The organism is Streptomyces sp. NPDC006309 (assembly GCF_040613095.1).
GTDB lineage: Bacteria > Actinomycetota > Actinomycetes > Streptomycetales > Streptomycetaceae > Streptomyces.
This window is the reverse complement of the sequence record NZ_JBEXRO010000035.1, coordinates 1-25,643: the sequence shown is the minus strand read 5'-3', so window position 1 is coordinate 25,643 and position 25,643 is coordinate 1. Positions and strand designations below refer to the sequence as shown.

Annotated in this window: 23 protein-coding genes and 1 pseudogene; 8 read left to right on the top strand and 16 right to left on the bottom strand. The window is 72.7% G+C overall.

What is annotated here, in order from left to right; all coding sequences use genetic code 11:
* Nucleotide 1: 1 nt before the first annotated feature.
* Entirely contained in the window at nt 2-553 is a 552-nt protein-coding gene (locus tag ABZ117_RS31395; protein ID WP_356825668.1) for a M23 family metallopeptidase, read from the bottom strand.
* A gap of 455 nt (nt 554-1,008) precedes the next feature.
* On the opposite strand from ABZ117_RS31395, the gene ABZ117_RS31390 reads away from it, so the two are divergent.
* On the top strand, nt 1,009-1,641 hold the full coding sequence (locus ABZ117_RS31390; RefSeq protein ID WP_356825666.1) for an HAD family acid phosphatase: 633 nt from the start codon (nt 1,009-1,011) through the stop codon (nt 1,639-1,641).
* A 59-nt stretch (nt 1,642-1,700) separates the two neighbouring features.
* The gene (locus tag ABZ117_RS31385) at nt 1,701-4,643 is read left to right on the top strand and encodes an NACHT domain-containing protein (protein ID WP_356825664.1); all 2,943 of its coding nucleotides are present in this window, start codon (nt 1,701-1,703) and stop codon (nt 4,641-4,643) included.
* 69 nt (nt 4,644-4,712) lie between these two features.
* Here ABZ117_RS31385 and ABZ117_RS31380 read toward each other — a convergent pair whose 3' ends face one another.
* On the bottom strand, nt 4,713-7,238 hold the full coding sequence (locus tag ABZ117_RS31380) for an ATP-dependent Clp protease ATP-binding subunit (RefSeq protein WP_356825662.1): 2,526 nt from the start codon (nt 7,236-7,238) through the stop codon (nt 4,713-4,715).
* A 376-nt stretch (nt 7,239-7,614) separates the two neighbouring features.
* Between ABZ117_RS31380 and ABZ117_RS31375 the strand changes: the two are divergent.
* A pseudogene (locus ABZ117_RS31375) lies at nt 7,615-8,294 on the top strand (SCO3374 family protein).
* Here the strand turns inward: ABZ117_RS31375 and ABZ117_RS31370 are convergent.
* The 10 genes from ABZ117_RS31370 to ABZ117_RS31325 all read right to left on the bottom strand — a co-directional run bounded on the left by ABZ117_RS31370 (nt 8,273) and on the right by ABZ117_RS31325 (nt 16,808).
* On the bottom strand, nt 8,273-8,608 hold the full coding sequence (locus ABZ117_RS31370; RefSeq protein WP_030751806.1) for an Lsr2 family protein: 336 nt from the start codon (nt 8,606-8,608) through the stop codon (nt 8,273-8,275). The pseudogene ABZ117_RS31375 and the gene ABZ117_RS31370 sit on opposite strands and share 22 nt — an antisense overlap.
* A gap of 202 nt (nt 8,609-8,810) precedes the next feature.
* Nucleotides 8,811-9,344 carry an amino-acid N-acetyltransferase gene (locus ABZ117_RS31365; protein WP_356825660.1) on the bottom strand — a complete coding sequence of 178 codons (534 nt, stop codon included), beginning with the start codon at nt 9,342-9,344 and terminating at the stop codon, nt 8,811-8,813.
* Between the two features lie 9 nt (nt 9,345-9,353).
* Complete coding sequence (locus ABZ117_RS31360) at nt 9,354-9,776, bottom strand: BlaI/MecI/CopY family transcriptional regulator (RefSeq protein ID WP_356825658.1); 423 nt, start codon at nt 9,774-9,776, stop codon at nt 9,354-9,356.
* Between the two features lie 238 nt (nt 9,777-10,014).
* On the bottom strand, nt 10,015-10,194 hold the full coding sequence (locus tag ABZ117_RS31355) for a hypothetical protein (RefSeq protein ID WP_356825656.1): 180 nt from the start codon (nt 10,192-10,194) through the stop codon (nt 10,015-10,017).
* 94 nt (nt 10,195-10,288) lie between these two features.
* Entirely contained in the window at nt 10,289-10,957 is a 669-nt protein-coding gene (locus tag ABZ117_RS31350; protein WP_356825719.1) for a hypothetical protein, read from the bottom strand.
* Nucleotides 10,958-11,115: 158 nt separating this feature from the next.
* Nucleotides 11,116-11,913 carry a type III pantothenate kinase gene (locus ABZ117_RS31345; protein WP_356825654.1) on the bottom strand — a complete coding sequence of 266 codons (798 nt, stop codon included), beginning with the start codon at nt 11,911-11,913 and terminating at the stop codon, nt 11,116-11,118.
* 5 nt (nt 11,914-11,918) lie between these two features.
* Nucleotides 11,919-12,896, bottom strand: a complete 978-nt coding sequence (gene nadC / locus ABZ117_RS31340; protein ID WP_356825652.1) for a carboxylating nicotinate-nucleotide diphosphorylase — start codon at nt 12,894-12,896, stop codon at nt 11,919-11,921.
* A gap of 5 nt (nt 12,897-12,901) precedes the next feature.
* Nucleotides 12,902-14,623, bottom strand: coding sequence for an L-aspartate oxidase (locus ABZ117_RS31335; protein WP_356825650.1), 1,722 nt, complete (start codon nt 14,621-14,623; stop codon nt 12,902-12,904).
* The gene (gene panC / locus ABZ117_RS31330; protein ID WP_356825648.1) at nt 14,620-15,612 is read right to left on the bottom strand and encodes a pantoate--beta-alanine ligase; all 993 of its coding nucleotides are present in this window, start codon (nt 15,610-15,612) and stop codon (nt 14,620-14,622) included. Before panC ends, ABZ117_RS31335 begins: the two co-directional genes overlap by 4 nt.
* The gene (locus ABZ117_RS31325) at nt 15,609-16,808 is read right to left on the bottom strand and encodes a DUF2520 domain-containing protein (protein WP_356825646.1); all 1,200 of its coding nucleotides are present in this window, start codon (nt 16,806-16,808) and stop codon (nt 15,609-15,611) included. The genes panC and ABZ117_RS31325 overlap by 4 nt, the downstream gene beginning before the upstream one ends.
* Before the next feature lie 181 nt (nt 16,809-16,989).
* On the opposite strand from ABZ117_RS31325, the gene ABZ117_RS31320 reads away from it, so the two are divergent.
* Nucleotides 16,990-18,138, top strand: coding sequence for a beta-eliminating lyase-related protein (locus ABZ117_RS31320; RefSeq protein WP_356825644.1), 1,149 nt, complete (start codon nt 16,990-16,992; stop codon nt 18,136-18,138).
* A gap of 30 nt (nt 18,139-18,168) precedes the next feature.
* Here ABZ117_RS31320 and ABZ117_RS31315 read toward each other — a convergent pair whose 3' ends face one another.
* The gene (locus ABZ117_RS31315) at nt 18,169-18,375 is read right to left on the bottom strand and encodes a hypothetical protein (protein WP_356825642.1); all 207 of its coding nucleotides are present in this window, start codon (nt 18,373-18,375) and stop codon (nt 18,169-18,171) included.
* 213 nt (nt 18,376-18,588) lie between these two features.
* Between ABZ117_RS31315 and ABZ117_RS31310 the strand changes: the two genes are divergently transcribed.
* A complete protein-coding gene (locus ABZ117_RS31310; protein ID WP_356825640.1) occupies nt 18,589-19,731 on the top strand; it encodes a DUF5937 family protein in 1,143 nt (380 codons plus the stop codon).
* A 22-nt stretch (nt 19,732-19,753) separates the two neighbouring features.
* On the opposite strand, the gene ABZ117_RS31305 is transcribed toward ABZ117_RS31310, so the two are convergent.
* Nucleotides 19,754-20,425, bottom strand: a complete 672-nt coding sequence (locus ABZ117_RS31305; RefSeq protein WP_356825638.1) for a response regulator transcription factor — start codon at nt 20,423-20,425, stop codon at nt 19,754-19,756.
* Nucleotides 20,426-20,444: 19 nt separating this feature from the next.
* A complete protein-coding gene (locus ABZ117_RS31300; RefSeq protein ID WP_356825636.1) occupies nt 20,445-21,650 on the bottom strand; it encodes a sensor histidine kinase in 1,206 nt (401 codons plus the stop codon).
* Nucleotides 21,651-21,768: 118 nt separating this feature from the next.
* On the opposite strand from ABZ117_RS31300, the gene ABZ117_RS31295 reads away from it, so the two are divergent.
* On the top strand, nt 21,769-22,878 hold the full coding sequence (locus ABZ117_RS31295) for an SAM-dependent methyltransferase (RefSeq protein ID WP_356825634.1): 1,110 nt from the start codon (nt 21,769-21,771) through the stop codon (nt 22,876-22,878).
* A gap of 19 nt (nt 22,879-22,897) precedes the next feature.
* Here the strand turns inward: ABZ117_RS31295 and ABZ117_RS31290 are convergent, their stop codons facing one another.
* Nucleotides 22,898-24,049, bottom strand: coding sequence for an NADH-quinone oxidoreductase subunit D (locus ABZ117_RS31290; RefSeq protein ID WP_356825632.1), 1,152 nt, complete (start codon nt 24,047-24,049; stop codon nt 22,898-22,900).
* Nucleotides 24,050-24,080: 31 nt separating this feature from the next.
* On the opposite strand from ABZ117_RS31290, the gene ABZ117_RS31285 reads away from it, so the two are divergent.
* Both ABZ117_RS31285 and ABZ117_RS31280 read left to right on the top strand, forming a co-directional pair.
* On the top strand, nt 24,081-24,584 hold the full coding sequence (locus tag ABZ117_RS31285) for a PH domain-containing protein (RefSeq protein WP_356825630.1): 504 nt from the start codon (nt 24,081-24,083) through the stop codon (nt 24,582-24,584).
* Nucleotides 24,585-24,706: 122 nt separating this feature from the next.
* Nucleotides 24,707-25,643: PH domain-containing protein (locus ABZ117_RS31280; protein WP_356825717.1), on the top strand; the 937-nt coding region annotated here is incomplete at its 3' end.

Genomic DNA, 25,643 nt, shown 5'->3' with positions numbered 1-25,643 from the left:
CTCAGACGGACACGCCCTTGGCGCGCAGGAAGGAGACCGGGTCGACGGCGGAGCCGTAGTTCGGGGTCGTACGGATCTCGAAGTGCAGGTGCGGCCCGGTGGAGTTGCCGGTGGAGCCCGACAGGGCGATGTGCTGGCCGGTCGCGACGACCTGGCCGATCCTGACGTCGATCCGGGACAGGTGCGCGTACTGCGAGTACGTGCCGTTGCCGTGCTTGATGACGATGGCGTTGCCGTACGCCGGGCCGTCACCGGCGCCGTTGGGGCCGGCCTTGACGACGGTGCCGCCGTGCGCGGCCATGACCTCGGTGCCGCTCGGCACGGCGAAGTCCTGACCGCTGTGCTTGGCGACCCAGTGGCTGCCGGCCTGGGCGAAGCCCGCGGAGAGCGTGTACGACTTCACCGGGTCGATCCAGGAGGCGGCGGACGGCGTGGCGGCGGACGCGACCCCGGTGCCCAGCACGGCCGTGGCGCCGATGCCGGCAGCCAGGACGGCCACGCGGGTGCGGAGCGAGGACGTACGGGAAGAGCGGGACGTGACGCGCTGGAACATCGGTACCTCGTGGAGTCGGGGACGGTTGGTCCACCCGGCGTACAGACGTCCGACCGGGCGGGCCATCCCTTGGTAACCGAGCACTGCGGAAGGCCCCAAACCGCCTACCTACGGCGACAGGTAGTAGACCACTGCAAAATCATCTACTTCTTGACAGACCCCACCAATGCTGGACACCCCCGCTGACGACGCACTTTTACGCCGAAACACCGAGCCACGAATGTCCCTTTTATCCTGATATTTAGGTTTACTAGCCCTCTTAGTAGGCTGTATACCGCCTGTGCGCCTTATCACCGGCCACCCGAACCGGCGGACACGGAAATGTGACGCAGACCTCTAGGCACCTACCGTCCGGTAACCCTACGGTTCCCCTCGCGCCATCACCGGATCAGATCATGCCCCTGACACTCAGGACGCGTACAGACACGCGTACGGACGTGAGAGGACCCCCACCGATGACCCGACGCCCCTGGGCGCGCCCCGTCTCCGTGACCGCCGTCTCCCTGGCCGCACTGGCCGCGCTCGCCGCCCCGGCCCAGGCCGCCGGCCCCGCGCAGACCACGGCCGGCTCCGCCGCCACCGCCACCGCGGCGGCGGTCGACCACGCCACCTGGCAGAAGGACTGCCGGGCGGTCATGGACCAGGCCCTGCCGTACCTGGAGCAGCGCATCGCCGCCGCCGAGCCCGGCGAGAAGCAGGCCGTCGTCCTCGACATCGACAACACCGCGCTCGAGACCGACTTCGGCTTCAGTTACCCCCAGCCGGCCAACAGGCCGGTCCTGGACGTCGCCCGGTACGCCCAGGACCACGGCGTCTCCCTGTTCTTCGTCACCGCCCGCCCCGGCATCCTGTACTGGCCCACCGAGTACAACCTCGAACACGACGGCTACCACGTCGCCGGCCTCCACGTCCGCGGCCTCTTCGACCTCTTCAAGGACGTCGCCGCGTACAAGACCGCCCAGCGCACGGCCATCGAGAACGACGGCTACACGATCATCGCGAACATCGGCAACAGTGCCACCGACCTCTCCGGCGGCCACGCCGAGAAGACCTTCAAACTCCCCGACTACGACGGACAGTTGTCGTAACAGGCGGCGACCGCGCTGGCTAGGCTCCCTCCGTACGACGTACGCGACGGGGGTGGCGGATGGAGCCGACGGTACTGGGCGGGAAACTGGCGTCGAGCCTGATGGGCCCGCTGGTGAAGAGGCTGTTCCGCCCGGACGGACCGGGCGCGGGGCTGGTCGAGAGGCCGGTACGCCTGTCCGCGCTCGTGTCCTTCCGGGGCGAGAGGCGCACCCTGGGCGAGAAGGAGGTGCGCAAGCTGGCCGGCCGGCTGACGGCGGAGGCCATGGCCTCACCGGGCGAGCGGCCCTTCCCGGCCGACGAGGAGCCGGCCGTCACCGACACGCTGACCCGCCGGCTGCTCGCCCTGGGCGACCTGGACATGGACGATGTCCAGGCCGTACGCCTCGGCAGCCGGGAACTCGCCCGGCAGCTGCACCGCCACGCTCCGCCGCCCGACGGCCTGTCCGCCGACGCGTCCGCCTTCCTCGACTCGGCGACCCAGTGGGCCTGCCTGCACATCCTGGAGTTCTTCACCCGTCGCTCCACCTTCGTGGCCCGCACCCTGGTCGAGCAGACCCACACCCAACGGGAACTGATCGCCAAGGTCGACGAACTCATCACCCGCACGCCCCGCCCCGACGTGCGGGACCTCGCCTTCGAACGCCGCTACCTGCCCTACGTCGCCGAGCGGCACAACCACATCACCATCTACGGCATCGATCTGCGCGACTCCCCGGACCGCTGGCCGCTGGAGGTCGCCTACCTGAGCCTGGAGGTGACGGCGGCGCAGGACACCGTGCGGGAGGCCAGCGGGCGCCCGCTCCTCGCCACCGGCCGGCTGCCCGCCGAAGAGGCCCTGGCCGGCGGCTCCCGCGTGCTGCTGCGCGGCGACGCCGGCTCCGGCAAGACCACGCTGGTGCAGTGGCTCGCGGTCACCGCGGCCCGCGAGGCCGACCGCGTCCCGTACGTCCTCCCGCTGCGCACCCTGATCCGCACCGGCCCGCTGCCCGCGCCGGCCGACTTCCTCAGAGCGGTGAGCTGCCCGCTGACCCCGCCGGAGGGCTGGACCGACCGCGTGCTGACGGCCGGCCGGGGCCTGGTCCTCCTGGACGGCCTGGACGAGATCCCGGCCGCCGACCGCCACCGCACCCGCGACTGGCTGCGCTCCCTGCTCACCGCCTACCCCGGCAACGCCTGGCTGCTGACCTCCCGGCCGACCGCCGTACGAGCCGACTGGCTGACCCAGGAGGGCTTCGGGGAAATGACCCTGGCCCCGATGCGCCGCCCGGAGGTCGCGACCTTCGTCCGGCGCTGGCACGAGGCGGCGCGGGCACCGGAGTACGAGGGTCCGCTGCTGGACTCGCTGCGCACCAAGCGGGACCTGGCCCGGCTGGCCACCAATCCCCTGATGTGCGGCCTGATCTGCGCCCTGCACCGGGAGCGCCGCGGCTACCTCCCCACCGGCCGCAAGGACCTGTACGACGCCGCCCTCGCGATGCTGCTCACCCGCCGGGACCGGGAGCGGGGGATGGAGTCCGAGCTGAGCGAGGAAGTACAGCTGGAACTGCTCCAGCGGCTGGCGTACGCGCTCGTGCTGAGCGGCCGCACGGAGATGGGCACCGACATGGCCGAGGGGATCGTGGAGCGCTGTCTGCCCTCGGTCGCCTCGGCGCACGGGGACGCGGCGGCGGTGCTGCGTGACCTGCTGCTGCGGAGCGGTCTGCTGCGTCAGCCCGCCCCCGGCGTGGTGGACTTCGTGCACCGCACCTTCCAGGACTACCTCGGCGCCCGGTGTGCCGTGGCGGAAGGCCACCTTGACGTCCTGGTCAGCCACGCGGACGACACCCAGTGGGAGGACGTCATCCGCATGGCGGTCGCACACGCTCGGCCACGGGAACGGTCGGCCTTGCTGCGGCAGTTGCTGGCCGCGGACACTCCCCGGCTCACGTTGCTGGCACTGGCGTGTCTGGAACACGCGGCGGCCCTGGATCCGGGGACGCGGGCGGAGGTGGAGGCACGGGCGGGAGTACTGGTCCCGCCGGGTACGACGGAGGAGGCGAGGGTGCTGGCGGAGGCCGGGCCCCTGGTGCTGGAACTGCTGCCGGGACCGGCGGGGCTGACCGCCGAGCAGGCGCGGGGGGTGACGGTCACCGCCTCTCTCCTCGCGGAGGAGGAGCCCGAGACGGCGCTGGCGGTCCTGCGGCGGTTCCGGGACCATCCGGACCTGGGTGTGCGACGGCAGCTGGTCGGGACCTGGGGGCGGTTCGACGCCGACGAGTACGCGAACGAGGTTCTGGACCGTCTGGACCGGACGGACCTGTTGCTGACCTGCGCAAGCGTGGACCAACGGGACTGCCTGGCACGGATGCGCCCCTGGCACCGTCTCCACTTCACGGGCCCGCACCTCGTCGAGGACATCGTGGCCGCCCTGCCCGCCACCGAGCAGGTGACGACACTGCGCCTGGTGACGAACGGCCTCCTCACGGACTGCGCGGCTCTGTCGGCCTTCGGCTCCCTGAGCGACCTCCACCTGGCCGCGTGCCCGGCCGCGACGGGTCTGCACCACCTGGCCACCCTGCCCCTGACCGGCCTGGTCCTCTCCGACGTCGGCGATGTGACGGGCCTGCGTTCCCTGCGGTCGCTCACCAGTCTCTCGGTGGCGGTCGTCCGCCTGCCGGGTACCGCCCTGACCGACAGCCTGCCGGTCGACGCGCCCCTGGAATCCCTCCACCTGGGCCGCGGAAGCATCACGGGCACGGGACTTCGCGGGCTGGAGAACTGGACCGGCGTGCACACGCTCAGCCTCGATCTGAGCAGCGCGGACAGCTTCGATCTCGTCCCCGAACTGCCCCACGTCAAGGCGCTGGTGCTGTCCGGGATCGATGACTCCGTGGGACTCGCCGCTGCGGCGGCACGGTTTCCGCAGGTGCGCTCGGTCGTCCTGATCACGCGCCCGGGACCCGGGGTGTCCCCCGCCCGTTACGCCGGTTTCTTCCCCCGGGCCAAAGTCATGGTGGGCTGACCGGGGAAAGCCGGAAGGGGCCGGTGCCCGCAGGCACCGGCCCCTTCACTCGGTCTGTCCGCCGGACGCTTACGCGTCCTTGCTCAGGTTCGGTCCGGCACCGCCGGCCGCCTGCTCGATCGGCGGGACGTCGGGCAGCGCCGACTTCTCCTCACCCCGGAAGGTGAAGATCTGGGTGTCGCCCTCGCCCTCGGTGCCCACGACCACGATGTGACCGGGACGCAGCTCGCCGAAGAGGATCTTCTCCGACAGCGTGTCCTCGATCTCGCGCTGGATCGTGCGGCGCAGCGGACGCGCGCCCAGCACCGGGTCGTAGCCCTTCTTGGCCAGCAGCTCCTTGGCGGCCTGGGAGAGCTCGAGGCCCATGTCCCGGTCCTTCAGGCGCTCGTCGACCTTGCCGACCATCAGGTCGACGATCCGGAGGATGTCGGCCTGCGTGAGCTGCGGGAAGACGACGACATCGTCCACACGGTTGAGGAACTCGGGCCGGAAGTGCTGCTTCAGCTCGTCCGAGACCTTGTTCTTCATGCGCTCGTAGTTGGTCTTCGTGTCACCCGAGGCCGCGAAGCCCAGGTTGAAGCCCTTGGAGATGTCCCGGGTGCCGAGGTTGGTCGTCATGATGATGACCGTGTTCTTGAAGTCCACGACCCGGCCCTGGGAGTCGGTCAGGCGACCGTCCTCCAGGATCTGGAGCAGCGAGTTGAAGATGTCCGGGTGGGCCTTCTCGACCTCGTCGAAGAGGACGACGGAGAACGGCTTGCGGCGGACCTTCTCGGTCAGCTGGCCGCCCTCTTCGTAGCCCACGTAGCCGGGGGGCGAACCGAAGAGACGCGACACCGTGTGCTTCTCACTGAACTCCGACATGTCGAGGGAGATCAGCGCGTCCTCGTCACCGAAGAGGAACTCGGCGAGCGCCTTGGACAGCTCGGTCTTACCGACACCGGACGGGCCGGCGAAGATGAACGAGCCACCCGGACGCTTCGGGTCCTTCAGACCGGCACGCGTACGGCGGATCGCCTTGGACAGCGCCTTGACGGCGTCGACCTGGCCGATGACCCGCTTGTGGAGTTCGTCCTCCATGCGGAGCAGGCGGCTGGACTCCTCCTCGGTCAGCTTGAAGACCGGGATGCCGGTGGCCGTGGCGAGGACCTCGGCGATCAGCTCGCCGTCGACCTCGGCGACGACGTCCATGTCGCCGGCCTTCCACTCCTTCTCCCGCTTGGCCTTGGCGGCGAGGAGCTGCTTCTCCTTGTCGCGCAGGGAGGCGGCCTTCTCGAAGTCCTGCGAGTCGATCGCGGACTCCTTGTCCCGGCGGACGCCGGCGATCTTCTCGTCGAACTCGCGCAGGTCCGGCGGCGCGGTCATCCGGCGGATGCGCATCCGCGAGCCGGCCTCGTCGATCAGGTCGATCGCCTTGTCGGGCAGGAAGCGGTCCGAGATGTACCGGTCGGCCAGGGTGGCGGCCTGGACCAGGGCCTCGTCCGTGATGGAGACGCGGTGGTGCGCCTCGTACCGGTCGCGCAGGCCCTTGAGGATCTCGATCGTGTGCGGCAGGGACGGCTCGGCGACCTGGATGGGCTGGAAGCGGCGCTCGAGGGCGGCGTCCTTCTCCAGGTGCTTGCGGTACTCGTCCAGGGTGGTCGCACCGATGGTCTGGAGCTCACCGCGGGCCAGCATCGGCTTCAGGATGGAGGCGGCGTCGATGGCGCCCTCGGCGGCACCCGCACCGACCAGCGTGTGCAGCTCGTCGATGAACAGGATGATGTCGCCGCGGGTGCGGATCTCCTTGAGGACCTTCTTCAGGCGCTCCTCGAAGTCACCGCGGTAGCGGGAGCCGGCGACCAGGGCACCGAGGTCCAGGGTGTAGAGGTGCTTGTCCTTGAGGGTCTCGGGCACCTCGCCCTTGACGATGGCCTGGGCCAGGCCCTCGACGACGGCGGTCTTGCCGACGCCGGGCTCACCGATCAGCACCGGGTTGTTCTTGGTGCGGCGGGACAGCACCTGCATGACCCGCTCGATCTCCTTCTCGCGCCCGATGACCGGGTCGAGCTTGGACTCACGAGCGGCCTGGGTGAGGTTCCGGCCGAACTGGTCCAGGACGAGGGAGGTCGAGGGGGTGCCCTCGGCGGGGCCGCCGGCGGTGGCGGTCTCCTTGCCCTGGTAACCGGAGAGCAGCTGGATGACCTGCTGCCGCACCCGGTTGAGGTCTGCGCCCAGCTTGACCAGGACCTGGGCGGCGACGCCCTCGCCCTCGCGGATCAGGCCGAGCAGGATGTGCTCCGTGCCGATGTAGTTGTGACCCAGCTGGAGCGCCTCGCGGAGCGACAGCTCCAGGACCTTCTTGGCACGGGGAGTGAAGGGGATGTGCCCGGACGGGGCCTGCTGACCCTGCCCGATGATCTCCTCCACCTGCTGGCGGACCGCCTCAAGCGAAATGCCGAGGCTCTCCAGGGCCTTAGCGGCGACACCTTCGCCCTCGTGGATGAGACCCAGGAGGATGTGCTCGGTGCCGATGTAGTTGTGGTTGAGCATCCGGGCTTCTTCCTGAGCCAGGACGACAACCCGCCGCGCGCGGTCGGTGAACCTCTCGAACATCGTTAATCGCTCCTCAGAGCGGTCAGGCAGTGGGGGGAACTTCCCCTCCCTGTCCTTCCGCAGCTTAGTCCCGCAAGCGGGGACCGCTCATTCCAACTGCCGACACCGTCGATGGCCTCCTGACCCCGAACGCCGACATCTGCTCCAACCCGATGGTGCGAGACGATGTTCCCGCAGGCCAGGCAGTTACCCCAGTCGCCAGTACGCCGATGGCGAACGTGAGACAGCCCGTTCTGCGTGTCGCCCCCTCCCACTAGGCATGTCTTACCCTCGGGCACTGTCAGTCCATGCCGCGGGCACCGGTTCGCTCCGCTATGGGCGAACAACCTCGCGCCTCCCCGGACCCCCACGCGCCCCCGTTCCCGGCACCAGGCGCATCCGACCGGGCACCCAGCGTAACCCGGGGGCTCCCGGGGCGGTTGCACGGGTATGGCTGGCTCGGTCCTCACCACTTCCGCGGTCCCCCTTCCCCGTAGGCCCCTCGATCCGGCCGCGCCGGACGCCCCGGCCCGGCACTGGTACGAGAACGATCTGGGCTGGCCGACAGTGCCCGGGGAGCCGCTGCGGCTGCGCACGGGGGTGCGGTTCGACGTGCTGGACGTGCCGGCGGAGGCGGGCGCGCAGGCGCTCCGGCAGCTCGCGCCCGGCTCTCCGGTGGCCGTTCGGGGCGACCGGATGGAGCTGCTGCTGGCCGCGGGCAGCGCGGAGGAGGTGCCCGGGGTGCTGGACTGGCTGGAGTGGGGTGCCGTGCGGCTGGACCTGCGCCTGCTGGGCGCGGGCGGCACGGTGGAGGCCCCGCCGGCGCCCACGGGAGCCGTCACGTCGGGACGGGCGGGAACCGTGCAGGGGGCCGCCGTGTGGCTGCGGCCCCCTGGGCCGGGACGCGGGGTCGAGGCCTTGCTGCCGGCCATGCCGGCGGTCGGGCGCGGGGGAAGCGCCCCCGATCTCGTACGACTGCTGGACACGGTGGCAGCACAGTGTCACCGGGTCCGGCTGCGGCGCTTGTGCGCCGGGCCGGCCTTTTCCGGGCGGAATCAGCCGTTGGCCTTCTCGTAGGCCTCGCGGATGGACGCCGGAACCCGGCCGCGGTCGTTGACCTCGTAACCGTTCTCCTTCGCCCAGGCGCGGATCGCCGCGGTGTCCTGGTTGCCGCCGGAAGCGGCGCGCGCCTTTCCACGACCACCGGAGGCACGGCCCCCGGTACGACGGCCACCCTTGACATAGGGGTCGAGAAGACCGCGCAGCTTGTCCGCATTGGCAGTCGTGAGATCGATCTCGTACGTCTTGCCGTCCAGCGCGAACGTGACGGTCTCGTCCGCCTCGCCGCCGTCGAGGTCGTCGACAAGAAGGACCTGAACCTTCTGTGCCACCGCATTTCCTTTCATCGATAACGTTGAGGACCAGGGGTGTGCGGCGTCCGCCGTTTCGCCGCCCCTGTTATATGCAGTACTGCGTTACGTCGGAAAGCAAACCGCTTTTGCCGGAAAAACACAAACCCCCGGGAGTGCCTCAGCGGACCGCCACCGCACGGAAACATGTGCGTTTCGGACAAAGGACCCGGGGCAAACACGATCACAGATGCAGAAGCATCCGGCTGTTGCCCAAGGTGTTCGGCTTCACTCGTTCGAGACCGAGGAACTCCGCGACGCCCTCGTCATAGGAGCGCAACAGCTCGGCGTAGACATCGGTGTCCACCGGCGTCTCCCCGATCTCGACGAAGCCGTGCTTCCCGAAGAAGTCCACTTCGAAGGTCAGGCAGAAAACCCGGCGGACGCCGAGCCAGCGTGCGGTCTGGAGCAGCTTCTCCAGCACCCGGTGGCCGACGCCGGAACCCCTCAGGCCGGGCTTCACCGCGAGAGTGCGGACTTCGGCGAGGTCCTCCCACATGACGTGCAGCGCTCCGCAGCCGACCACCTCGGCGTTGTCGTCGCGTTCGGCGACCCAGAACTCCTGGATGTCCTCGTAAAGGGTGACCATGGCTTTGTCGAGCAGGATGCGGTCACGGACGTAGGCGTCGAGGAGGTGGCGCAGGGCGGGGACATCGCTGGTCCGGGCCCGCCGGACGGTCAGGGCTTTTGCGGGGACTTCGGGACGCTCTGCTGGCATGAACGGACGCTATCGCCCGTCCGTCCCCTCTGCCGAGCCGGGGTTCTCCTGCCGGCGGTCTTCGGAAGCCTGCCGGGTTTCTTCCGGTCCCTGGACGATGCGTACGGCGTCCCGGAGTGCCTGGCGCTGTTCATCACTCATCATCCCGAAGAAGGCGACGAGAGCGGCGGCCGGGTTGTCGCTCTGCGACCAGGCGTCGTTCATGAGGGCGGCGGCGTAGGCGGCTCGTGTCGACACGGCCTCATATCGATAGGCCCGTCCTTCCGCCTCACGGCGGACCCAGCCCTTCTGATGGAGATTGTCCAGAACGGTCATCACGGTGGTGTACGCGATCGACCGTTCCTGCTGTAGGTCTTCCAGGACTTCCCGAACGGTCACCGGGCGGTTCCACTTCCAGACCCGCGTCATGACCGCGTCTTCGAGTTCTCCCAATGGGCGAGGCACAGCTCAGAACAATAGTGGGAGATCCCGGCAATGGCGTGCCGGACGTGCGCTAGGCCGGCAAACGCGCACAAAAAGGGCGTAGGGCCCGGAAGGCTACGGGGGGTGCGGGGATGCCCGTGCGCACGGGCGGACGCCCGCGCGGGGTGGTCACGGGCGTACGTACGGCAGGGCTGCGGCAGGGCGCGCGACGGCCCGCCGTCGTTCCGGGCGCAGAGGAACCCGTCGCTCAGGCGTCGCCGGCGGCGGGGGCCCGGCGCGCACCCTCCACGCGCGCGAGGGCGGCGTCGACGGCCGCGTCCTCCTTGGCCTTGGCGGCCCCGCCCTGGGTCTTCACGATCACCCTGACCACACCGACGAAGAACGCGGCCATGACGACCGGGGGCACGAGCGCGGAGACGTAGTCCATGCCACCAGGGTAGCCACGGATCCCGGCGGGACCGGCGCGGGGTGGGCCCCCTCAGCGCGCCGCGGCACGGGCGGGCGGGGGCCGGACGACGCTGTCAGCCCGCGGCCAGCTCCCGGGGTTCCGCCGGCTTGCGGCGCGGGAAGACCTCTCCCGGCGTGGGGACGGGCCGCTTCGGCGTCTGGGGCGCGGGCCGCTCGCCGGGGGCGGGGGAGGGCTTCGGCGCGGGTTCCGGCGCGGGCGTGGCGGGCGTGGCCGGCGTGGCGGGTTCGTCGTCGGCCCGCGTCGCCGCGCTCCGTGCGCCCGGCTCCCCCGCGCCGGAACCCGCGCCGCCCGCGAGGGCCAGCAGACGCGTCCGCGCGGAGGGCACCGCGGGCGCCGGCACCTTGCGTCCGCCCTGGGCGAACCGGGCCCGCACGTCCTGCTCGGCCAGCGTCCGGCAGCGGTCCAGCAGCGCCGCCGCCGCCGGGTTCCCGCGCAGTGCCCGCAGCGCGGCGAGGTCGTCCGGCACCGGACGGTACCCGGCGCCGAGGACCTCCTCCAGGAGGGTGAGGTAGCCGGCCGCGGTGCCCGGCAGCGCGGCCCGGTACCGGCCCAGGTCGGCCACCAGGAAAGCGCGCAGTCTGGTCCCTTCGCGCATCGCCTCGTCGAGCGACTCGGCGAGGCGGAAGCAGTCCTGCACGTCCTCGGCGGAGGCGTGGCCGGGGTGGAGGGCGAGGGCGAGGGCGCGACGGAGCACACGCAGCTCCTCCGCGCCGAACGCCATGCCGCCGCGGGATCCGTATGGCGTGGGCATGCGGCGACGCTATCGCTAATCGGACAAAAGTGACCTATCGGAACGTTGTTTCGGCGCGTGTCGCTCCCGGTTTCCCCCGTCCGGGGTCACGCGCGGGGCCGGCACCCCCCAGGGCACCGGCCGCCGGCTCACAGCCGCGACACGTTCCGCTCGTACACCAGCCGCAGTCCGATCAGCGTCAGCCACGGCTGGTGCTCGTCGATCACCGAGGACTCCCCCAGCACCATCGGCGCGAGCCCGCCCGTGGCGATCACCGTGACGTCGTCCGGGTCGTCGGCCAGCTCACGCGCCATCCGGCCGACCACCCCGTCGACCTGCCCGGCGAACCCGTAGACGATGCCCGACTGCATGGCCTCGACCGTGTTCTTGCCGATCACGCTGCGCGGCCGGGCCACCTCGATCTTGCGCAGCTGCGCGCCCTTGACGCCGAGCGCCTCCACGGAGATCTCGATACCGGGCGCGATGACGCCGCCGACGTACTCCCCGCGGGCGGAGACCGCGTCGAACGTGGTCGCCGTACCGAAGTCGACGACGATCGCCGGGCCGCCGTACAGCTCGACGGCCGCGACCGCGTTGATGATCCGGTCCGCGCCGACCTCCTTGGGGTTGTCGGTGAGGATCGGCACGCCCGTCTTCACGCCCGGCTCGACCAGCACGGCGGGAACGTCGCCGTAGTACCGCCGGGTGACCTCGCGCAGCTCGTGCAGGACCGACGGGACGGTCGCGCAGATCGCGATGCCGTCGATGCCGTCGCCCAGCTCGTCGCCGAGCAGCGGGTGCATGCCCATCAGGCCCTGGAGCAGCACCGCCAGCTCGTCCGCCGTGCGGCGCGCGTCCGTGGAGATGCGCCAGTGCTCGACGATGTCCTCGCCGTCGAACAGGCCGAGAACGGTGTGCGTGTTGCCGACGTCGATCGTGAGCAGCATGGCCGTTACTCCGCCTCGCGCAGGTCCAGGCCGATGTCCAGGATCGGCGAGGAGTGGGTGAGCGCGCCGACCGCCAGGAAGTCCACGCCGGTCTCGGCGTACGCGCGCGCGTCGGCGAGCGTCAGCCGGCCGGAGGCCTCCAGGAGCGCCCGGCCGCCGGCGATGGCGACGGCCTCCTCGCACTCGCCGGGCGTGAAGTTGTCCAGCAGGATGAGGTCGGCGCCCGCGTCCACGACCTCGCGCAGCTGGTGCAGGGTGTCGACCTCGACCTCGATGGGCACCTCCGGGAACATCTCCCGTACGGCCTCGAATGCCTGCGCGACGCCGCCGGCGGCGACCACGTGGTTGTCCTTCACCAGGGCCGCGTCCGAGAGCGACATGCGGTGGTTGAGGCCCCCGCCGCAGCGGACGGCGAACTTCTCCAGCGAGCGCAGGCCCGGGGTCGTCTTGCGGGTGTCCCGCACGCGCGCCCCGGTGCCCTCCAGCGCGTCCGCCCACGCGCGCGTGGCGGTCGCGATGCCGGACAGCCGGCACAGGATGTTCAGCGCGCTGCGCTCGCCGGTGAGCAGGTCACGCGTGCGCGTGGTGACCGACAGCAGCTTCTGCCCGGCCTCGATCCGGTCGCCGTCCTCCACGTGCCGCTCGACCTCGAACTCGTCCGTGCACACCACGGAGAGCACGGCCTCGGCGACCCGCAGGCCGGCCACGACACCGGGCTCACGCGCGGTGAAGTCGGCGGTGGCCACCGCCTCCTCGGGGATGGTCGCGACGGTCGTCACGTCCACGCCGCCGTCCAGGTCCTCCTGGACGGCGACGTTGGCGATGTCCTCGACCTCGACCGGGTCGAGCCCGGCGGCGGCCAGCAGCTCGGCGAGCGCGGGGTCGAGCCCGCACTCCGGATACTCCTCGTCGCCCTCGGCGCCGCAGGCGCAGCCGTCACCGCAGCCGCCGGTCGGGGCGAGGGGAAGGTCGTCGGTGCTCACGTCTGTCACTGCTCCTGTGGACGCTGGTCGGGCCGGATCGGGGGGAAGTCTGCGGTGGCGGTGGTGCGTACGGCCAGCGACCGGTCCGGATTGAGCCGTACGACGATGTGGCGCCGCCAGGTGGTGTCGTCGCGCTCGGGCCGGTCCTCGCGCCAGTGGCAGCCGCGGGTCTCCTCGCGCAGCAGGGCCGCGGCGACCAGGACCCGGGCCACGCACAGAAGGTTCGTCGCCTCCCAGGTGTCCACGCCGGGCTCGGCGGTCTTGCCGTTCTCCTCCAGGGCGTCCCGGGCCTCGCTGTGCAGGTGCTGGAGCTGGTCCGCGGCCCGGGCCAGGGACTCCTGCGAGCGCAGCACGCCGGCGCCGCCGGTCATGATCCGCTGGATCGCGAACCGGCTCTCCGGGGCGAGCAGCGGGTGCGCGGGCCTGCCGGGGTGCGGGACCGGTGCGGGCAGCCGGGCGCGCAGGCCGTCGTCCGCGTGTGCGGCGGCGATGTCGGCGGCGATCCGCTCGGCGTACACGAGCCCTTCGAGCAGCGAGTTGGAGGCGAGCCGGTTGGCGCCGTGCACGCCGGTGCACGCGACCTCGCCGCACGCGTACAGGCCGGGCACGGTCGTCCGGCCGTGGGCGTCGGTGCGGACGCCTCCGGAGGCGTAGTGGGCGGCCGGGGCGATCGGGATGGGCTCGGTGACCGGGTCGATGCCGTTGGCCCGGCAGGCGGCCAGGATGGTCGGGAAGCGGTGTTCCCACATCTCGGCGCCGAAGTGCCGGGCGTCGAGGAACATGTGCTCGGCGTCCTGCTCCTGCATCCGCCGCGTGATGCCCTTGGCGACGATGTCCCGGGGGGCCAGTTCGGCCAGTTCGTGCTGCCCCACCATGAAGCGCACGCCGTCGCCGTCGACCAGGTGGGCGCCCTCGCCGCGGACCGCCTCGGAGACCAGCGGCTGCTGGCCCTCGGCGTCCGTGCCGAGGAACAGCACGGTCGGGTGGAACTGCACGAACTCCAGGTCGCTGACCTCCGCGCCCGCGCGCAGCGCCAGCGCCACGCCGTCACCGGTCGACACCGACGGGTTGGTGGTCGCGGAGAACACCTGGCCCATGCCGCCGGTCGCGAGGACCACCGCGGGGGCGTGCACGGCGCCCACGCCGTCGTGCTGGCCCTCGCCCATCACGTGCAGGGTGACGCCGGCCGTGCGGCCCTCGGCGTCGGTCAGCAGGTCCAGTACCAGCGCGTTCTCGACGGTACGCAGCCCGCGCGCGCGGACGGCCTCCACGAGCGCCCGGGAGATCTCCGCGCCGGTCGCGTCGCCGCCCGCGTGCGCGATGCGGCGGCGGTGGTGGCCGCCCTCGCGGGTGAGTTCCAGCCTCCCCTCGGCGGACTCGTCGAAGTGGGCGCCGGTGTCGATGAGCCGCCGTACCGCGTCGGGGCCCTCGGTGACGAGGATCCGTACGGCCTCCTCGTCGCACAGGCCCGCGCCCGCCACGAGGGTGTCCTGGAGGTGCTGGTCGGGGGTGTCGCCCTCGCCCAGGGCGGCGGCGATGCCGCCCTGCGCCCAGCGGGTCGAGCCGTCGTCCAGGCGGGCCTTGGTGACGACGACCGTGCTGAGCCCGGCGGCCTCGCAGCGCAGCGCCGCGGTCAGGCCGGCCACTCCGGAGCCGACGACGACCACGTCCGCGGCGACGGCCCAGCCGGGCGCGGGTGCGTGCAGTCGTATGCCTGTGCTGGTCACGAGGCGGCTCCGAAGGTGAGGGGGAGGTTGTCGATCAGCCGGGTGGTGCCGACCCGGGCGGCGACGGCGAGGACGGCCTCGCCGGTGAAGTCGTCGGCGATCTCCGTGAAGTCGGCGGGATCGACCAGCGCGAGGTAGTCCAGCCGGAGCGGCGGTTCGAGGCGCGCGGCGTCGTCCAGGACCTGGCGGGCGGCGGCACGGACGGCCGCCGGGCCGCCGGGCGCGGCCGTGGCCACCGCGTGGGCGTCGGCCGCCGCACGCGACTCGCCCAGGGCGCTCAGCGCCTCGGCACGCGCGTGCGTGGAGGGCACTTCCCGGGCCCGCGCGCACAGCGCCTCCTGCGCCGCGTGCCGGTCCCGGCCGGCGAACAGGGCGCGGGACAGCGTGAGCGCGGTACGGCGCTCCGGCGGCGAGAGGTAGCGGTTGCGGCTGGAGAGGGCGAGCCCGTCCTCCTCCCGCACGGTCGGTACGGCGACGATGTCGACGCCGAAGTTCAGGTCGCGCACCATGCGCCGGATCAGGGCCAGCTGCTGGGCGTCCTTCTGCCCGAACAGGGCGACGTCGGGGCGGGTGAGGTGCAGCAGCTTGGCGACGACGGTGAGCATGCCGTCGAAGTGCCCGGGCCGCGAACCGCCCTCCAGCCGCTCGCCCATGGGGCCGGCGGAGACACGCACCTGGGGTTCGCCGCCCGGGTAGACCTCGTCCACGGAGGGCGCGAACACGGCGTCGGCGCCGGACCGCCCGGCCAGCGCGAGGTCGGCGTCGAGGGTGCGGGGGTAGCGGTCGAGGTCCTCGCCGGCGCCGAACTGCAACGGGTTCACGAACACCGTGACGACGACCTCGCCGTCCGGGCCGGCGATCTCGCGCGCGGTGCGGATCAGGGTCGCGTGGCCCTCGTGCAGGGCACCCATGGTCATCACGACGGCACGACGACCGCGGCGCACCCGCGCGTGCAGCTCTCCGGCGGTGCTGAGCAGGGCGGTGGTCATCGGTCGTTCCCCTCGATGCCGGTCGAGCCGTCGGAGCCGTTCGTCCCGCCGGAGCCTCCGGTGCCGTCCGGGCCTCCGGTGCCGTCAGTGCCTCCGGAGCCGTCGGAGCCTCCGGTGCCGTCAGTGCCGTCAGTGCCGTCAGTCCCGTCGGAGCCTCTTATGCCTCCGGAGCTGTCGGAGCCGCCAGTCCCGTCGGCGCCGTCAGTATCTCTGGGGCCGTCCGGGCCGCCGGTGCCGCCCGGCCCGGGGCTCCCCGGCGCTGCGGGGGCTCCGGGGACTCCAGGGGCTCCAGCGCTGCCGTCTGCGAGTACCCCGAGGAGGTCCTCTGCCAGTTCCGGCTTGAGCAGACCGTGGGCCAGGGCCCGGTCGGCCGTCGCCCGGGCCATCGCCAGGTAGCCCGCCACCGCCTGCGGGGCGTGCTTGCGCAGCTCGGTGACGTGCGCGGCGACCGTGCCGGCGTCCCCGCGCGCGACGGGCCCGGTCAGGGCCGCGTCACCGGAGCGCAGGGCGTTGTCCAGGGCGGCGCCGAGCAGCGGGCCGAGCATCCGGTCGGGCGCCGCCACGCCGGCGGTGCGCAGCAGCTCCATGGACTGCGCGACCAGGGTCACCAGGTGGTTGGCGCCGAGGGCCAGGGCCGCGTGGTAGAGCGGGCGGTTCTCCTCGCTGATCCACTCCGGCTCGCCGCCCATCTCGATCACCAGGGCCTCGGCGGCCAGCCGCAGCTGCTCGGGGGCGGTGACACCGAAGGAACAGCCCGCGAGGCGCTGGACGTCCACGGGCGTGCCGGTGAAGGTCATCGCCGGGTGCAGGGCCAGCGGCAGGGCGCCCGCGCGCAGGGCCGGGTCGAGCACCTTCGCGCCGTACCGCCCGGAGGTGTGCACGAGCAGCTGCCCCGGCCGTACCGCGCCGGTCTCGGCCAGGCCCGCGACCAGGCCGGGCAGGGCGTCGTCGGGGACCGTGAGCAGCACCAGGTCGGCGCGCCGGAGGACCTCGGCGGGCGGCACCAGGGGCACGTCCGGGAGCAGGGCCCCGGCGCGTCTGCGGGAGGCGTCGGAGACTCCCGAGACGGCCACCGGGCGGTGCCCGGCGAGCTGGAGGGACGCGGCCAGCGCGGGGCCCACGCGGCCGGCGCCGACGACGCCGACGGTGAGCCGCGCGGGGCGGTCCCTGAGGTCTGGCTGGTGGACTGTACTCACGCGACGGCGGCCTTCCCGTTCCAGTCCGCTCTGGGTACCGGACGATTTCTCGTCATGTTAACGCTATCCGGCGAACGGCGGCCGGTTGTCCACAGGCTGTGGGTCACTCCACGCCGCCGCGCCGGCCGGCGGCGGTGAAAACGGGGTGCCCGCGCGCGTGCGGCACGGCATCATCGCGCGCATGGACGATGCGGCGGAGCAGGGCGAGGAACGGTCGGTGCGGCAGCGGCGGGCGGCCGTCCACCGGACGGCACGGGTGCTGTCGCGTCCCGGCCTGCGGGACACGATCGGCGAACGGCTGGCGTACCTGATGGAGACGGCCCCCGAGGTCTACGACCTGGACGAGCCGGCCGACGTCTACGGCGACCGGATCGTCACGCACCTGGAGGAGCGGGTCGCCGCCCTGCTCGGCACGGAGGCCGCCGCGTTCTTCCCGACCGGCACGATGGCCCAGCAGGTCGCCCTGCGCTGCTGGGCCGCCCGCACCGGTTCGCCCACGGTCGCCCTGCATCCGCTCGCCCATCCGGAACGGCACGAACGGAACGCCTTCCGCGAGGTGAGCGGTCTGCGTCCGGTCCAGGTGACCACCGAGCCCCGGCTGCCCACGGCCGACGAGGTACGCGACTTCGAAGAGCCCTTCGGCACACTCATGCTGGAACTGCCCCTCAGGGATGCGGGCTTCGTGCTGCCCACCTGGGAGGAGCTGACGCAGGTCGTCGAGGCGGCGCGGGAGCGCGACGCGGTGGTGCACTTCGACGGCGCGCGCCTGTGGGAGTCCACCGTCCACTTCGGCCGCCCGCTCGCGGAGATCGCCGGCCTCGCCGACACGGTCTACGTGTCGTTCTACAAGTCCCTCGGCGCATTCGGCGGCGCCGCCGTCGCCGGCCCGCGGACACTGATCGAGGAGGCCAGGGCCTGGCGGCACCGGTACGGCGGGATGATCGTGCAGCAGTTCCCGACCGTGCTGTCGGCGCTCGCCGGCCTCGACCGGAAGCTGCCGCGGCTGCCCGAGTACGTGCGCCACGCGCGCGTGGTGGCCGCCGCGCTGCGCGAGGGGTTCGCGGCCGCGGGGCTGCCCTGGTCGCGCGTCCACCCGGAGGACCCGCATATCCACCAGTTCCAGGTCTGGCTGCCGTACGACGCGGACATAGCGGCAAAGACGGCGGTGCGTCAGGCCGAGGAGACCTCGGTGCTGCTGTTCGCCGGCGGCTGGGAACCGGCCGGTCCCGGGCTCGCGTTCACGGAGGTCACTGTCGACGAGGCCGGCCTGGGGTGGACGGCGCAGGACGTGCGAGCGGCGGTCGCGGAGTTCGTGGCGCGGCTGCCGTAGCGGGCGGGGAGAGCCGGTGCGGCGCGTGGGTCAGAGCGCGCGCGGACGCAGCCAGCGGTCCAGGGCGCTGCGCAGCCGTCCGTGCGCCGGGCGCTCGGCGACGACCGCGCTGAAGCGCCGGTGGTCGCTCAGTTCGCGGATCAGACCGAGTTCGCCGCGGCCCGGCGCGGGCGGTCCGGGCTCGCCGTGCAGACGGGCGCGGTAGCTGTCCAGGAGGTACTGCTGGGTGATGCTCATGGCGGACCGCCTTCTCGGGATGCGTGGGTGGAGGCAATTACCGACTGCTCGCCGACGGGTCATCGGACGGTCGTCGACCGCTCGGTGACCGATCGGGTTCCGCGGCTGCTCTGGTGTCGTCAGACTGCTCCGGCCCCGGACCGATGTCCCGTGGATTGACGGTTGCCGTCAATCCGACGGGGCGCTGTCAGTGGCGCGGTGCACGATGGGGGCATGAGCGTGACCATCGACATCACCGGGCTGGCCACCGACGGGGACGCCTTCGGCCCGAACGCGGCCGAGAGGTGGGCGAGGGTCTGCGTCGTGCCCTCTCCCCTCGCCGAGCTGGGGATGGCGCTGCACGCGCTCAGCGAACCCGGCCACCACCCGGACCTGCGGGGCTGGGCCACCGCCGTCTCCTCCCGGCTGGACCCCTGCCTGGCGGACCGGCTGTGCGAGGCGGACTTCCTGTGGCGCACGACCTTCTCGGACGTCTTCGCGCCGTTCGCCGGCATTCCGGGCGGCCACGCGCTCCCCGGGGCGACGCTCGCCGAGGAGCTGGACCAGCTGGACACGCTGACGGACGAGCAGTTCGTCAACGCCGCCCTGGAGTTCACCTGCCAGCTGCGCTACGACCTGAAGGAACCGGGCCCGCTGGACGACCCGCGGCTGCGCCGGCGCTCCCTGGAGCTGGCCGCCGCGCGCGGCGCCGTCCAGGAGCGGTTCACACGCCGCCTGCTGACCGATCCCCCGGTCGTCCGCGCCTGGTTCCGGCAGCTGATGCTCGACTGCGACGAGGCCTTCTTCGCCGAGGCCTGGGCCCGCGTCCGTCCCCAGCTGGCCGCGGACGCCCGGCACAGGACGGACCTGCTGCGCCGCAAGGGGCTCGGGGAGGCCCTGGCGTCCCTGTCCGGGGCGATCTCGCTGGACGAGGAGGCCGGGCTCATCACGGTCGACAAGCTGCTGGTGGGCCATGCCGCCACCGGCGACGGCCGCCTGGTGCTGGTGCCGACCAGCCTCGGCTGGCCGCACGTGATGGTCCTGCACCGGTACGGCTGGCAGCCCTCGATCACCTACCCGGCGAGCGGCACGCGTGCGCAGGCCCCCTCGGTGGAACAGCTCACCCGCCGCATGGAGGCGCTGGCCCACCCGGTGCGGATGCGGCTGTGCCGGCATCTCGCGCGGGCCCCGCACACCACGAGCGAGCTGGCCGACGCGCACGGCATGTCGGCGCCCGAGATATCCCGGCACCTGACGGTGCTCAAGAAGGCGGGCCTGATCAGCGGCTGCCGCCGCGGCCGGTACATCCAGCACCAGCTGGACCTGTCGGCGGTGGCCCGGCTGGGCAGCGACTTCATCGAGGGCGTCCTGCGCTGAGGCCCCGCCCGGTGGGACGGCGTCAGCCGTGGCCGCCCGCGCGCACCAGGCCCGTCTCGTACGCCAGGACGACCACCTGTACGCGGTCGCGCAGGCCGAGCTTGGTCAGGATGCGGCCCACGTGGGTCTTCACCGTCGCCTCGCTGAGCACCAGCCGGGCCGCGATCTCACCGTTGGACAGGCCCTGCGCGACCAGCAGCATCACCTCGCGTTCCCGCTCGGTGAGCCGCTCCACCTCCTTGTGCCGGGGGGCGTTCCCGGCGGAGGGCAGCAGCGGCGCGAAGCGGTCCAGCAGGCGCCTGGTGGTGGAGGGCGCCACGACCGCGTCACCGCTGTGCACGGCACGGATGGCCGCCAGCAGGTCGCCGGGCGGCACGTCCTTGAGCATGAAGCCGGAGGCGCCCGCCCTCAGGCCCGAGAACGCGTACTCGTCCAGGTCGAACGTGGTCAGGATGAGCACCTTCGGCGCGTCCGGCTCCGAGCAGATCCGCCGCGTGGCCTCCACACCGTCCAGCTTCGGCATGCGGACGTCCATCAGGACGACGTCCACGGCGGCGGACCGCAGCACCTGGAGGGCCTCCACGCCGTCGCCCGCCTCCGCGACGACCTCCATGTCCGGCTGGGCGGCGAGCACCATCCGGAACCCGGTGCGCAGCAGCACCTGGTCGTCGACGAGCATCACGCGGATCGTCATCGGGTCCTCTTCCGTGTCTTCAGTGCGCCGGTTTCAGCGGCAGCAGGGCGCTGATCCGGAATCCTCCGCCCGGGCGCGGGCCGGCGTCCAGCGTGCCACCGACCATGCCGACCCGCTCGCGCATGCCGATCAGGCCGTGTCCCTGCCCGTCCGCACCGCCCTCCTCGTACAGCTCGTGCGGGGCGCCCTTGCCGTCGTCCTCGACCAGCAGGCCGAGACCGTCGTCGAAGTAGACCAGCCGGACGCTCGCGCCCGCGTGGGGCCCGCCGTGCTTGCGGGTGTTGGTGAGCGCCTCCTGCACGATCCGGTACGCGGTCAGCTCCACCCCGCTGGGCAGCGGGCGCGGGGTCCCCTCCACCCGGAAATCGACGGGCAGGCCGGAGGTGCGGCACTGCTCGACCAGGTCGTCGATCTGCTCGACGTCGGGCTGCGGCACGTACTCGCCGCTCTCCTGGTGCTCCCCGGTGCGCAGCACGCCCAGCAGACGGCGCATCTCGGCCAGGGCCTGGCGGCCGGTGGACGAGATCGTCTCCAGTGCCTTCCGGGCCTGGTCGGGCGCGGCGTCCATGACGTACGCGGCGCCGTCGGCCTGCACCACCATCACGGACACGTTGTGGGCGACGACGTCGTGCAGCTCGCGCGCGATCCGGGCGCGCTCGGCGGCGACCGCGACCTTCGACTGGGCCTCGCGCTCCTTCTCCAGCCGCGTCGCGCGCTCCTCCAGCTGGGCGAAGTACGCGCGCCGGGTGCGCATGGAGTCGCCGAGCACCCAGGCCAGGGCGAAGGGCACCGTCTGGAAGACCACTATGGCGATCTGCCCGAGGAAGCCGGTGTGCTGGGCCGGCCAGCGGATCTGGGCGAGGGCCGCCGCACAGAGGCTGCCGACGAGCGCGAGCCGGGAGGCCCAGCGCTCACCGACCGCCGCCACCGTGTAGGTGATCACCAGCAGGGCGAAGTCGGCGACGGTCGTCTCGACGTCCAGCACCAGCTGGGCCAGCCCGGTCACCAGGGCGACCAGCAGCATGGGCTCCGGGAGACGGCGGCGCAGCGCCACGACGGCACACAGGACGGCGGACACGGCCATCCCCACGACGAGCGTTCCGTGGTGACCTTGCACCCCGTCGAGGTTGACCACGCTTACGCCGGACAGCCCGAACAGGGCGACGGCCCAGAAGGCGTCGACCCAGGTCGGGTGGCGGCGGAGGAAGTCATAGAGGCGCTGCACGTAACCCAGAGTAGGTAAACCGGAGGTGCGCAGGGGTCAACCGGAGGGCCGATCCGGGCCCGGCGCGTGTACTCCGCAAGGTGGAGAACCTGATCATCTGTGCGCCTAGTCTGTTGCGGTGGCGGACGAGACGGACGGGACGACGGCACAGGACCCGCGCGAGGATCGCGGCCCGCGCGGCTGGCGCGCGGCGGCCGAGGCGGCGCTGTACGGGCCCGGGGGCTTCTACCGGCGCCCCGAGGGCCCGGCGGGCCACTTCCGTACGTCCGTGCACGCCTCCCCGCTGTTCGCGCGGGCCGTGGCCCGGCTGCTGTGCCGGGTCGACGAGGCCCTGGGGCGGCCCGCGGTGCTGGACTTCGTCGACCTGGGCGCAGGGCGGGGGGAACTGGTCACCGGGGTGCTCGCCGCCCTGCCGCCCGGGGTGGCGGCCCGCGCGCGTGCGTACGCCGTCGAGATCGCCGGCCGCCCGGCCGGCCTGGACCCCCGTGTCACCTGGCGGCACGACCTCCCGGAGGCGGTCACCGGGCTGCTGTTCGCCAACGAGTGGCTGGACAACGTACCCGTGGACGTCGCCGAGGTGGACCGCGCCGGCGTGCCCCGGCTGGTGCTGGTCGCGGCGGACGGCTCCGAGCGGCTCGGTGGGCCCGTGACGGGCCCGGACGCCGACTGGCTCGCACGCTGGTGGCCGCTGCCGGCCGAGGAGGGGCTGCGGGCGGAGATCGGGCTGCCCCGGGACCGGGCCTGGGCGTCGGCCGTGGACCGGGTGGCCGCCGGGCTCGCGGTGGCCGTGGACTACGCGCACACCGTGCGCACGCGCCCCCCGTTCGGGACGCTCACCGGTTTCCGGGAGGGGCGCGGGACGACGCCCGTGCCGGACGGGTCCTGTGACATCACGGCACACGTCGCCCTGGACGCGTGCGCGGCGGCGCCCGGGTCCGCCCGGCCGGAGCGGGCGCTGCCCCGCACGGCGCGGAGGACCGGCGGAGCGGCGCGCGAGCCGGGCGACGCGCGCCTGCTCACGCAACGCGCCGCGCTGCGCGCCCTGGACATCACCGGCGCACGCCCCCCGCTCGCACTGGCTTCCACGGACCCCGCCGCCTACGTGCGCGCCCTGGCGAGCGCCGGCGAGGCCGCCGAGCTGACCGCCCCGGGCGGCCTCGGCGACTTCGGGTGGCTGCTCCAGCCGGTCGGCATCCCGGACCTCCTGGACCCGGGCGGGCCCCGCTGACCGGTGGGCCCCGGGCGGCCTACTTGTCGATGTCACCGACCACGAAGAACATCGACCCCAGGATCGCCACCATGTCCGCCACCAGCGTCCCCGGCAGCAGCTCGGTCAGCACCTGGATGTTGTTGTACGACGCGGAGCGCAGCTTCAGCCGGTACGGGGTCTTCTCGCCCTTGCTGACGAGGTAGTAGCCGTTGAGGCCGAGCGGGTTCTCCGTCCACGCGTACGTGTGCCCCTCGGGTGCCTTCAGCACCTTGGGCAGCCGCTGGTTGACCGGCCCGGGCGGCAGCTCCGCGAGCCGGTCCAGGCAGGCGTCGGCGAGGTCCAGCGCGTTGTGGGTCTGCTCCAGCAGGACCTCGAAGCGGGCGAGGCAGTCGCCCTCGGCGCGGGTGACGACCTTCAGGACGTCCTGGAGGTCGCCGTAGGCCAGGTACGGCTCGTCGCGGCGCAGGTCGAAGTCGACGCCCGAGCCGCGCGCCACGGGCCCGCTCACGCCGTAGGCGTGCACCGTCTCGGGCGCCAGCGCCCCGACCCCGCGCGTGCGCCCCCGGAAGATCTCGTTGCCGAGCACCAGGTCGTCGAAGACGTCCATGCGCGAGCGCACGGCGGCGACGGCCGCACGCGCGCGTGCGGCCCATCCGGCGGGCAGGTCCTCCTTGAGGCCGCCGACGCGGTTGAACATGTAGTGCACGCGTCCGCCGGAGACCTCCTCCATCACGTTCTGGATCACCTCGCGCTCCCGGAACGCGTAGAACACCGGGGTGATCCCGCCCAGCTCCAGCGGGTAGGAGCCGAGGAACATCAGGTGGTTCAGCACCCGGTTCAGCTCGGCGAGCAGGGTGCGCGTCCACACCGCCCGTTCGGGGACCTCCATGCCGAGCATCCGCTCCACGGCGAGGACCACGCCCAGCTCGTTGGAGAACGCCGACAGCCAGTCGTGGCGGTTGGCGAGCATGATGATCTGCCGGTAGTCGCGGGCCTCGAAGAGTTTCTCGGCGCCGCGGTGCATGTAGCCGATCACCGGCTCCGCGCGCACGATGCGCTCCCCGTCCAGCACCAGCCTGAGCCGCAGCACACCGTGCGTGGACGGGTGCTGGGGCCCGATGTTGAGCACCATGTCGGTGCTCTCCGCCGCGCCGCCGATCCCGACCGTGGTCTCCGCCGTAGGGGTCATGACCCCAGTTTCCCTTACGTACGCTGGCCCCATGGAAACGGGGAGCCGGGAAGATGCGGGAACGGCGGCGGGCGAGCCGGTGTGGCGGGGGCTGCGGCCCGGCCTGCTGCGCGTGCGCCGGATGCTGCTGGCGGTGTGGGCAGGGGTGCTGGCGCTCGCCACGGGGCTGCTGCTGGGGCTGCTCGTGGGGCCCTCGTGGGCGGCCTGGGCACTGCTGCCCCTGATGTGCGCCGCCTGGTGCTGGCGCCTGCTGGAGCGCAACTGGCGCTCGTGGCGGTACGCCGAGCGCGCCGACGACCTGCTGATCAGCCGCGGTGTCCTGTGGCGCGAGGAGACGGTCGTGCCGTACGGGCGGATGCAGCTGGTGGAGGTGACCTCCGGGCCCCTGGAGCGGCGCTTCGGGCTGGCCACCGTGCAGCTGCACACGGCCGCCGCCGCGACCGACGCGACCGTCCCCGGCCTGGACCCGGCCGAGGCGGAACGCCTGCGCGACCGGCTCACCCAGCTGGGCGAGGCACGATCGGCGGGCCTGTGACACCCCGCGGCCACGCCGGCGGCACGGACGGCGGCGGCGCGGACGGTGGCATACCGGCGGACGGTGGCGGCTTGGACGGCGGCATACCGGTAGACAGCGACATACCGGTGGACAGCGACAGCCTGGACGGCGGGCTACAAGAGGGAGGCATACCGGACGGTGGCATACCGCGGCAGCCGCCCGTCGCCGAGCGCCGGCTGCATCCGGTGACGCCCTTCCGCCGGGCGTGGGCGCCGCTCGCCGTGCTGGCCGGCTGGGCGGTGCACGACCCGGGCGGCGCGCAGGAGCAGCTGGTCCGGCTGACCGGTGGCATGCTGCTGCTGGGAGCCGCCGTGGTGGTGCCGGTGGCCGGGCTCTACGGCTTCCTGTCCTGGTGGTTCACGCACTTCGCGGTCACCGGGACCGAACTGCGCATCCGTACGGGCCTGCTGTTCCGGCGCACCGCGCACATCCGGCTGGAGCGCATCCAGGCCGTGGACGTCTCCCGTCCCCTCCTCGCGCGCGTGGCGGGCGTCGCGAAGCTGCGCATCGATGTCGTCGGCGCCGACGACAAGGACGAGCTGGCGTTCCTGGGCGAGCGGGAGGCGCGCGCCCTGCGCGCGGAGCTGCTCGCGCGCGCGGCGGGTTTCACGCCCGAGACGGCGGCCGGGGTGGGCGAGGCACCCGCGCGCGTACTGCTGCACGTGCCCCCAGGGGCGCTCGCGGGCTCCCTGGTGCTGACGGGGGCCACGTGGGTCTCGCTGCTCGGCGCGCTCGTCGTGCCCACCGTGCTGTGGCTCGCCACCCACAACGTGTGGACGGTCCTCGCCACCGCCCTGCCCCTGCTCGGCGCGGCCGGCGCGCGCAGCGCGGGCCGCTTCGTCACCGAGTTCGACTGGACGGTGAGCGAGTCGCCGGACGGGCTGCGCATCGACCACGGGCTGCTCGACCGCGCGCACGAGACGGTGCCGCCCGGCCGCGTGCAGACCGTGCGGATCGTGGAGCCGCTGCTGTGGCGCCGGCCGGGCTGGGTGCGGGTGGAACTGGACGTGGCCGGTTCCGCCAACTCGGTGCTGATAC

Coding starts and splice junctions, on each gene's coding strand:
- ABZ117_RS31395 (WP_356825668.1), bottom strand. CDS start 553: ATGTTCCAGCGCGTCACGTCCCGCTCTTCCCGTACGTCCTCGCTCCGC.
- ABZ117_RS31390 (WP_356825666.1), top strand. CDS start 1,009: ATGACCCGACGCCCCTGGGCGCGCCCCGTCTCCGTGACCGCCGTCTCC.
- ABZ117_RS31385 (WP_356825664.1), top strand. CDS start 1,701: ATGGAGCCGACGGTACTGGGCGGGAAACTGGCGTCGAGCCTGATGGGC.
- ABZ117_RS31380 (WP_356825662.1), bottom strand. CDS start 7,238: ATGTTCGAGAGGTTCACCGACCGCGCGCGGCGGGTTGTCGTCCTGGCT.
- ABZ117_RS31365 (WP_356825660.1), bottom strand. CDS start 9,344: ATGCCAGCAGAGCGTCCCGAAGTCCCCGCAAAAGCCCTGACCGTCCGG.
- ABZ117_RS31355 (WP_356825656.1), bottom strand. CDS start 10,194: ATGGACTACGTCTCCGCGCTCGTGCCCCCGGTCGTCATGGCCGCGTTC.
- ABZ117_RS31350 (WP_356825719.1), bottom strand. CDS start 10,957: ATGGCGTTCGGCGCGGAGGAGCTGCGTGTGCTCCGTCGCGCCCTCGCC.
- ABZ117_RS31345 (WP_356825654.1), bottom strand. CDS start 11,913: ATGCTGCTCACGATCGACGTCGGCAACACGCACACCGTTCTCGGCCTG.
- panC (WP_356825648.1), bottom strand. CDS start 15,612: ATGACCACCGCCCTGCTCAGCACCGCCGGAGAGCTGCACGCGCGGGTG.
- ABZ117_RS31320 (WP_356825644.1), top strand. CDS start 16,990: ATGGACGATGCGGCGGAGCAGGGCGAGGAACGGTCGGTGCGGCAGCGG.
- ABZ117_RS31315 (WP_356825642.1), bottom strand. CDS start 18,375: ATGAGCATCACCCAGCAGTACCTCCTGGACAGCTACCGCGCCCGTCTG.
- ABZ117_RS31310 (WP_356825640.1), top strand. CDS start 18,589: ATGAGCGTGACCATCGACATCACCGGGCTGGCCACCGACGGGGACGCC.
- ABZ117_RS31305 (WP_356825638.1), bottom strand. CDS start 20,425: ATGACGATCCGCGTGATGCTCGTCGACGACCAGGTGCTGCTGCGCACC.
- ABZ117_RS31290 (WP_356825632.1), bottom strand. CDS start 24,049: ATGACCCCTACGGCGGAGACCACGGTCGGGATCGGCGGCGCGGCGGAG.
- ABZ117_RS31285 (WP_356825630.1), top strand. CDS start 24,081: ATGGAAACGGGGAGCCGGGAAGATGCGGGAACGGCGGCGGGCGAGCCG.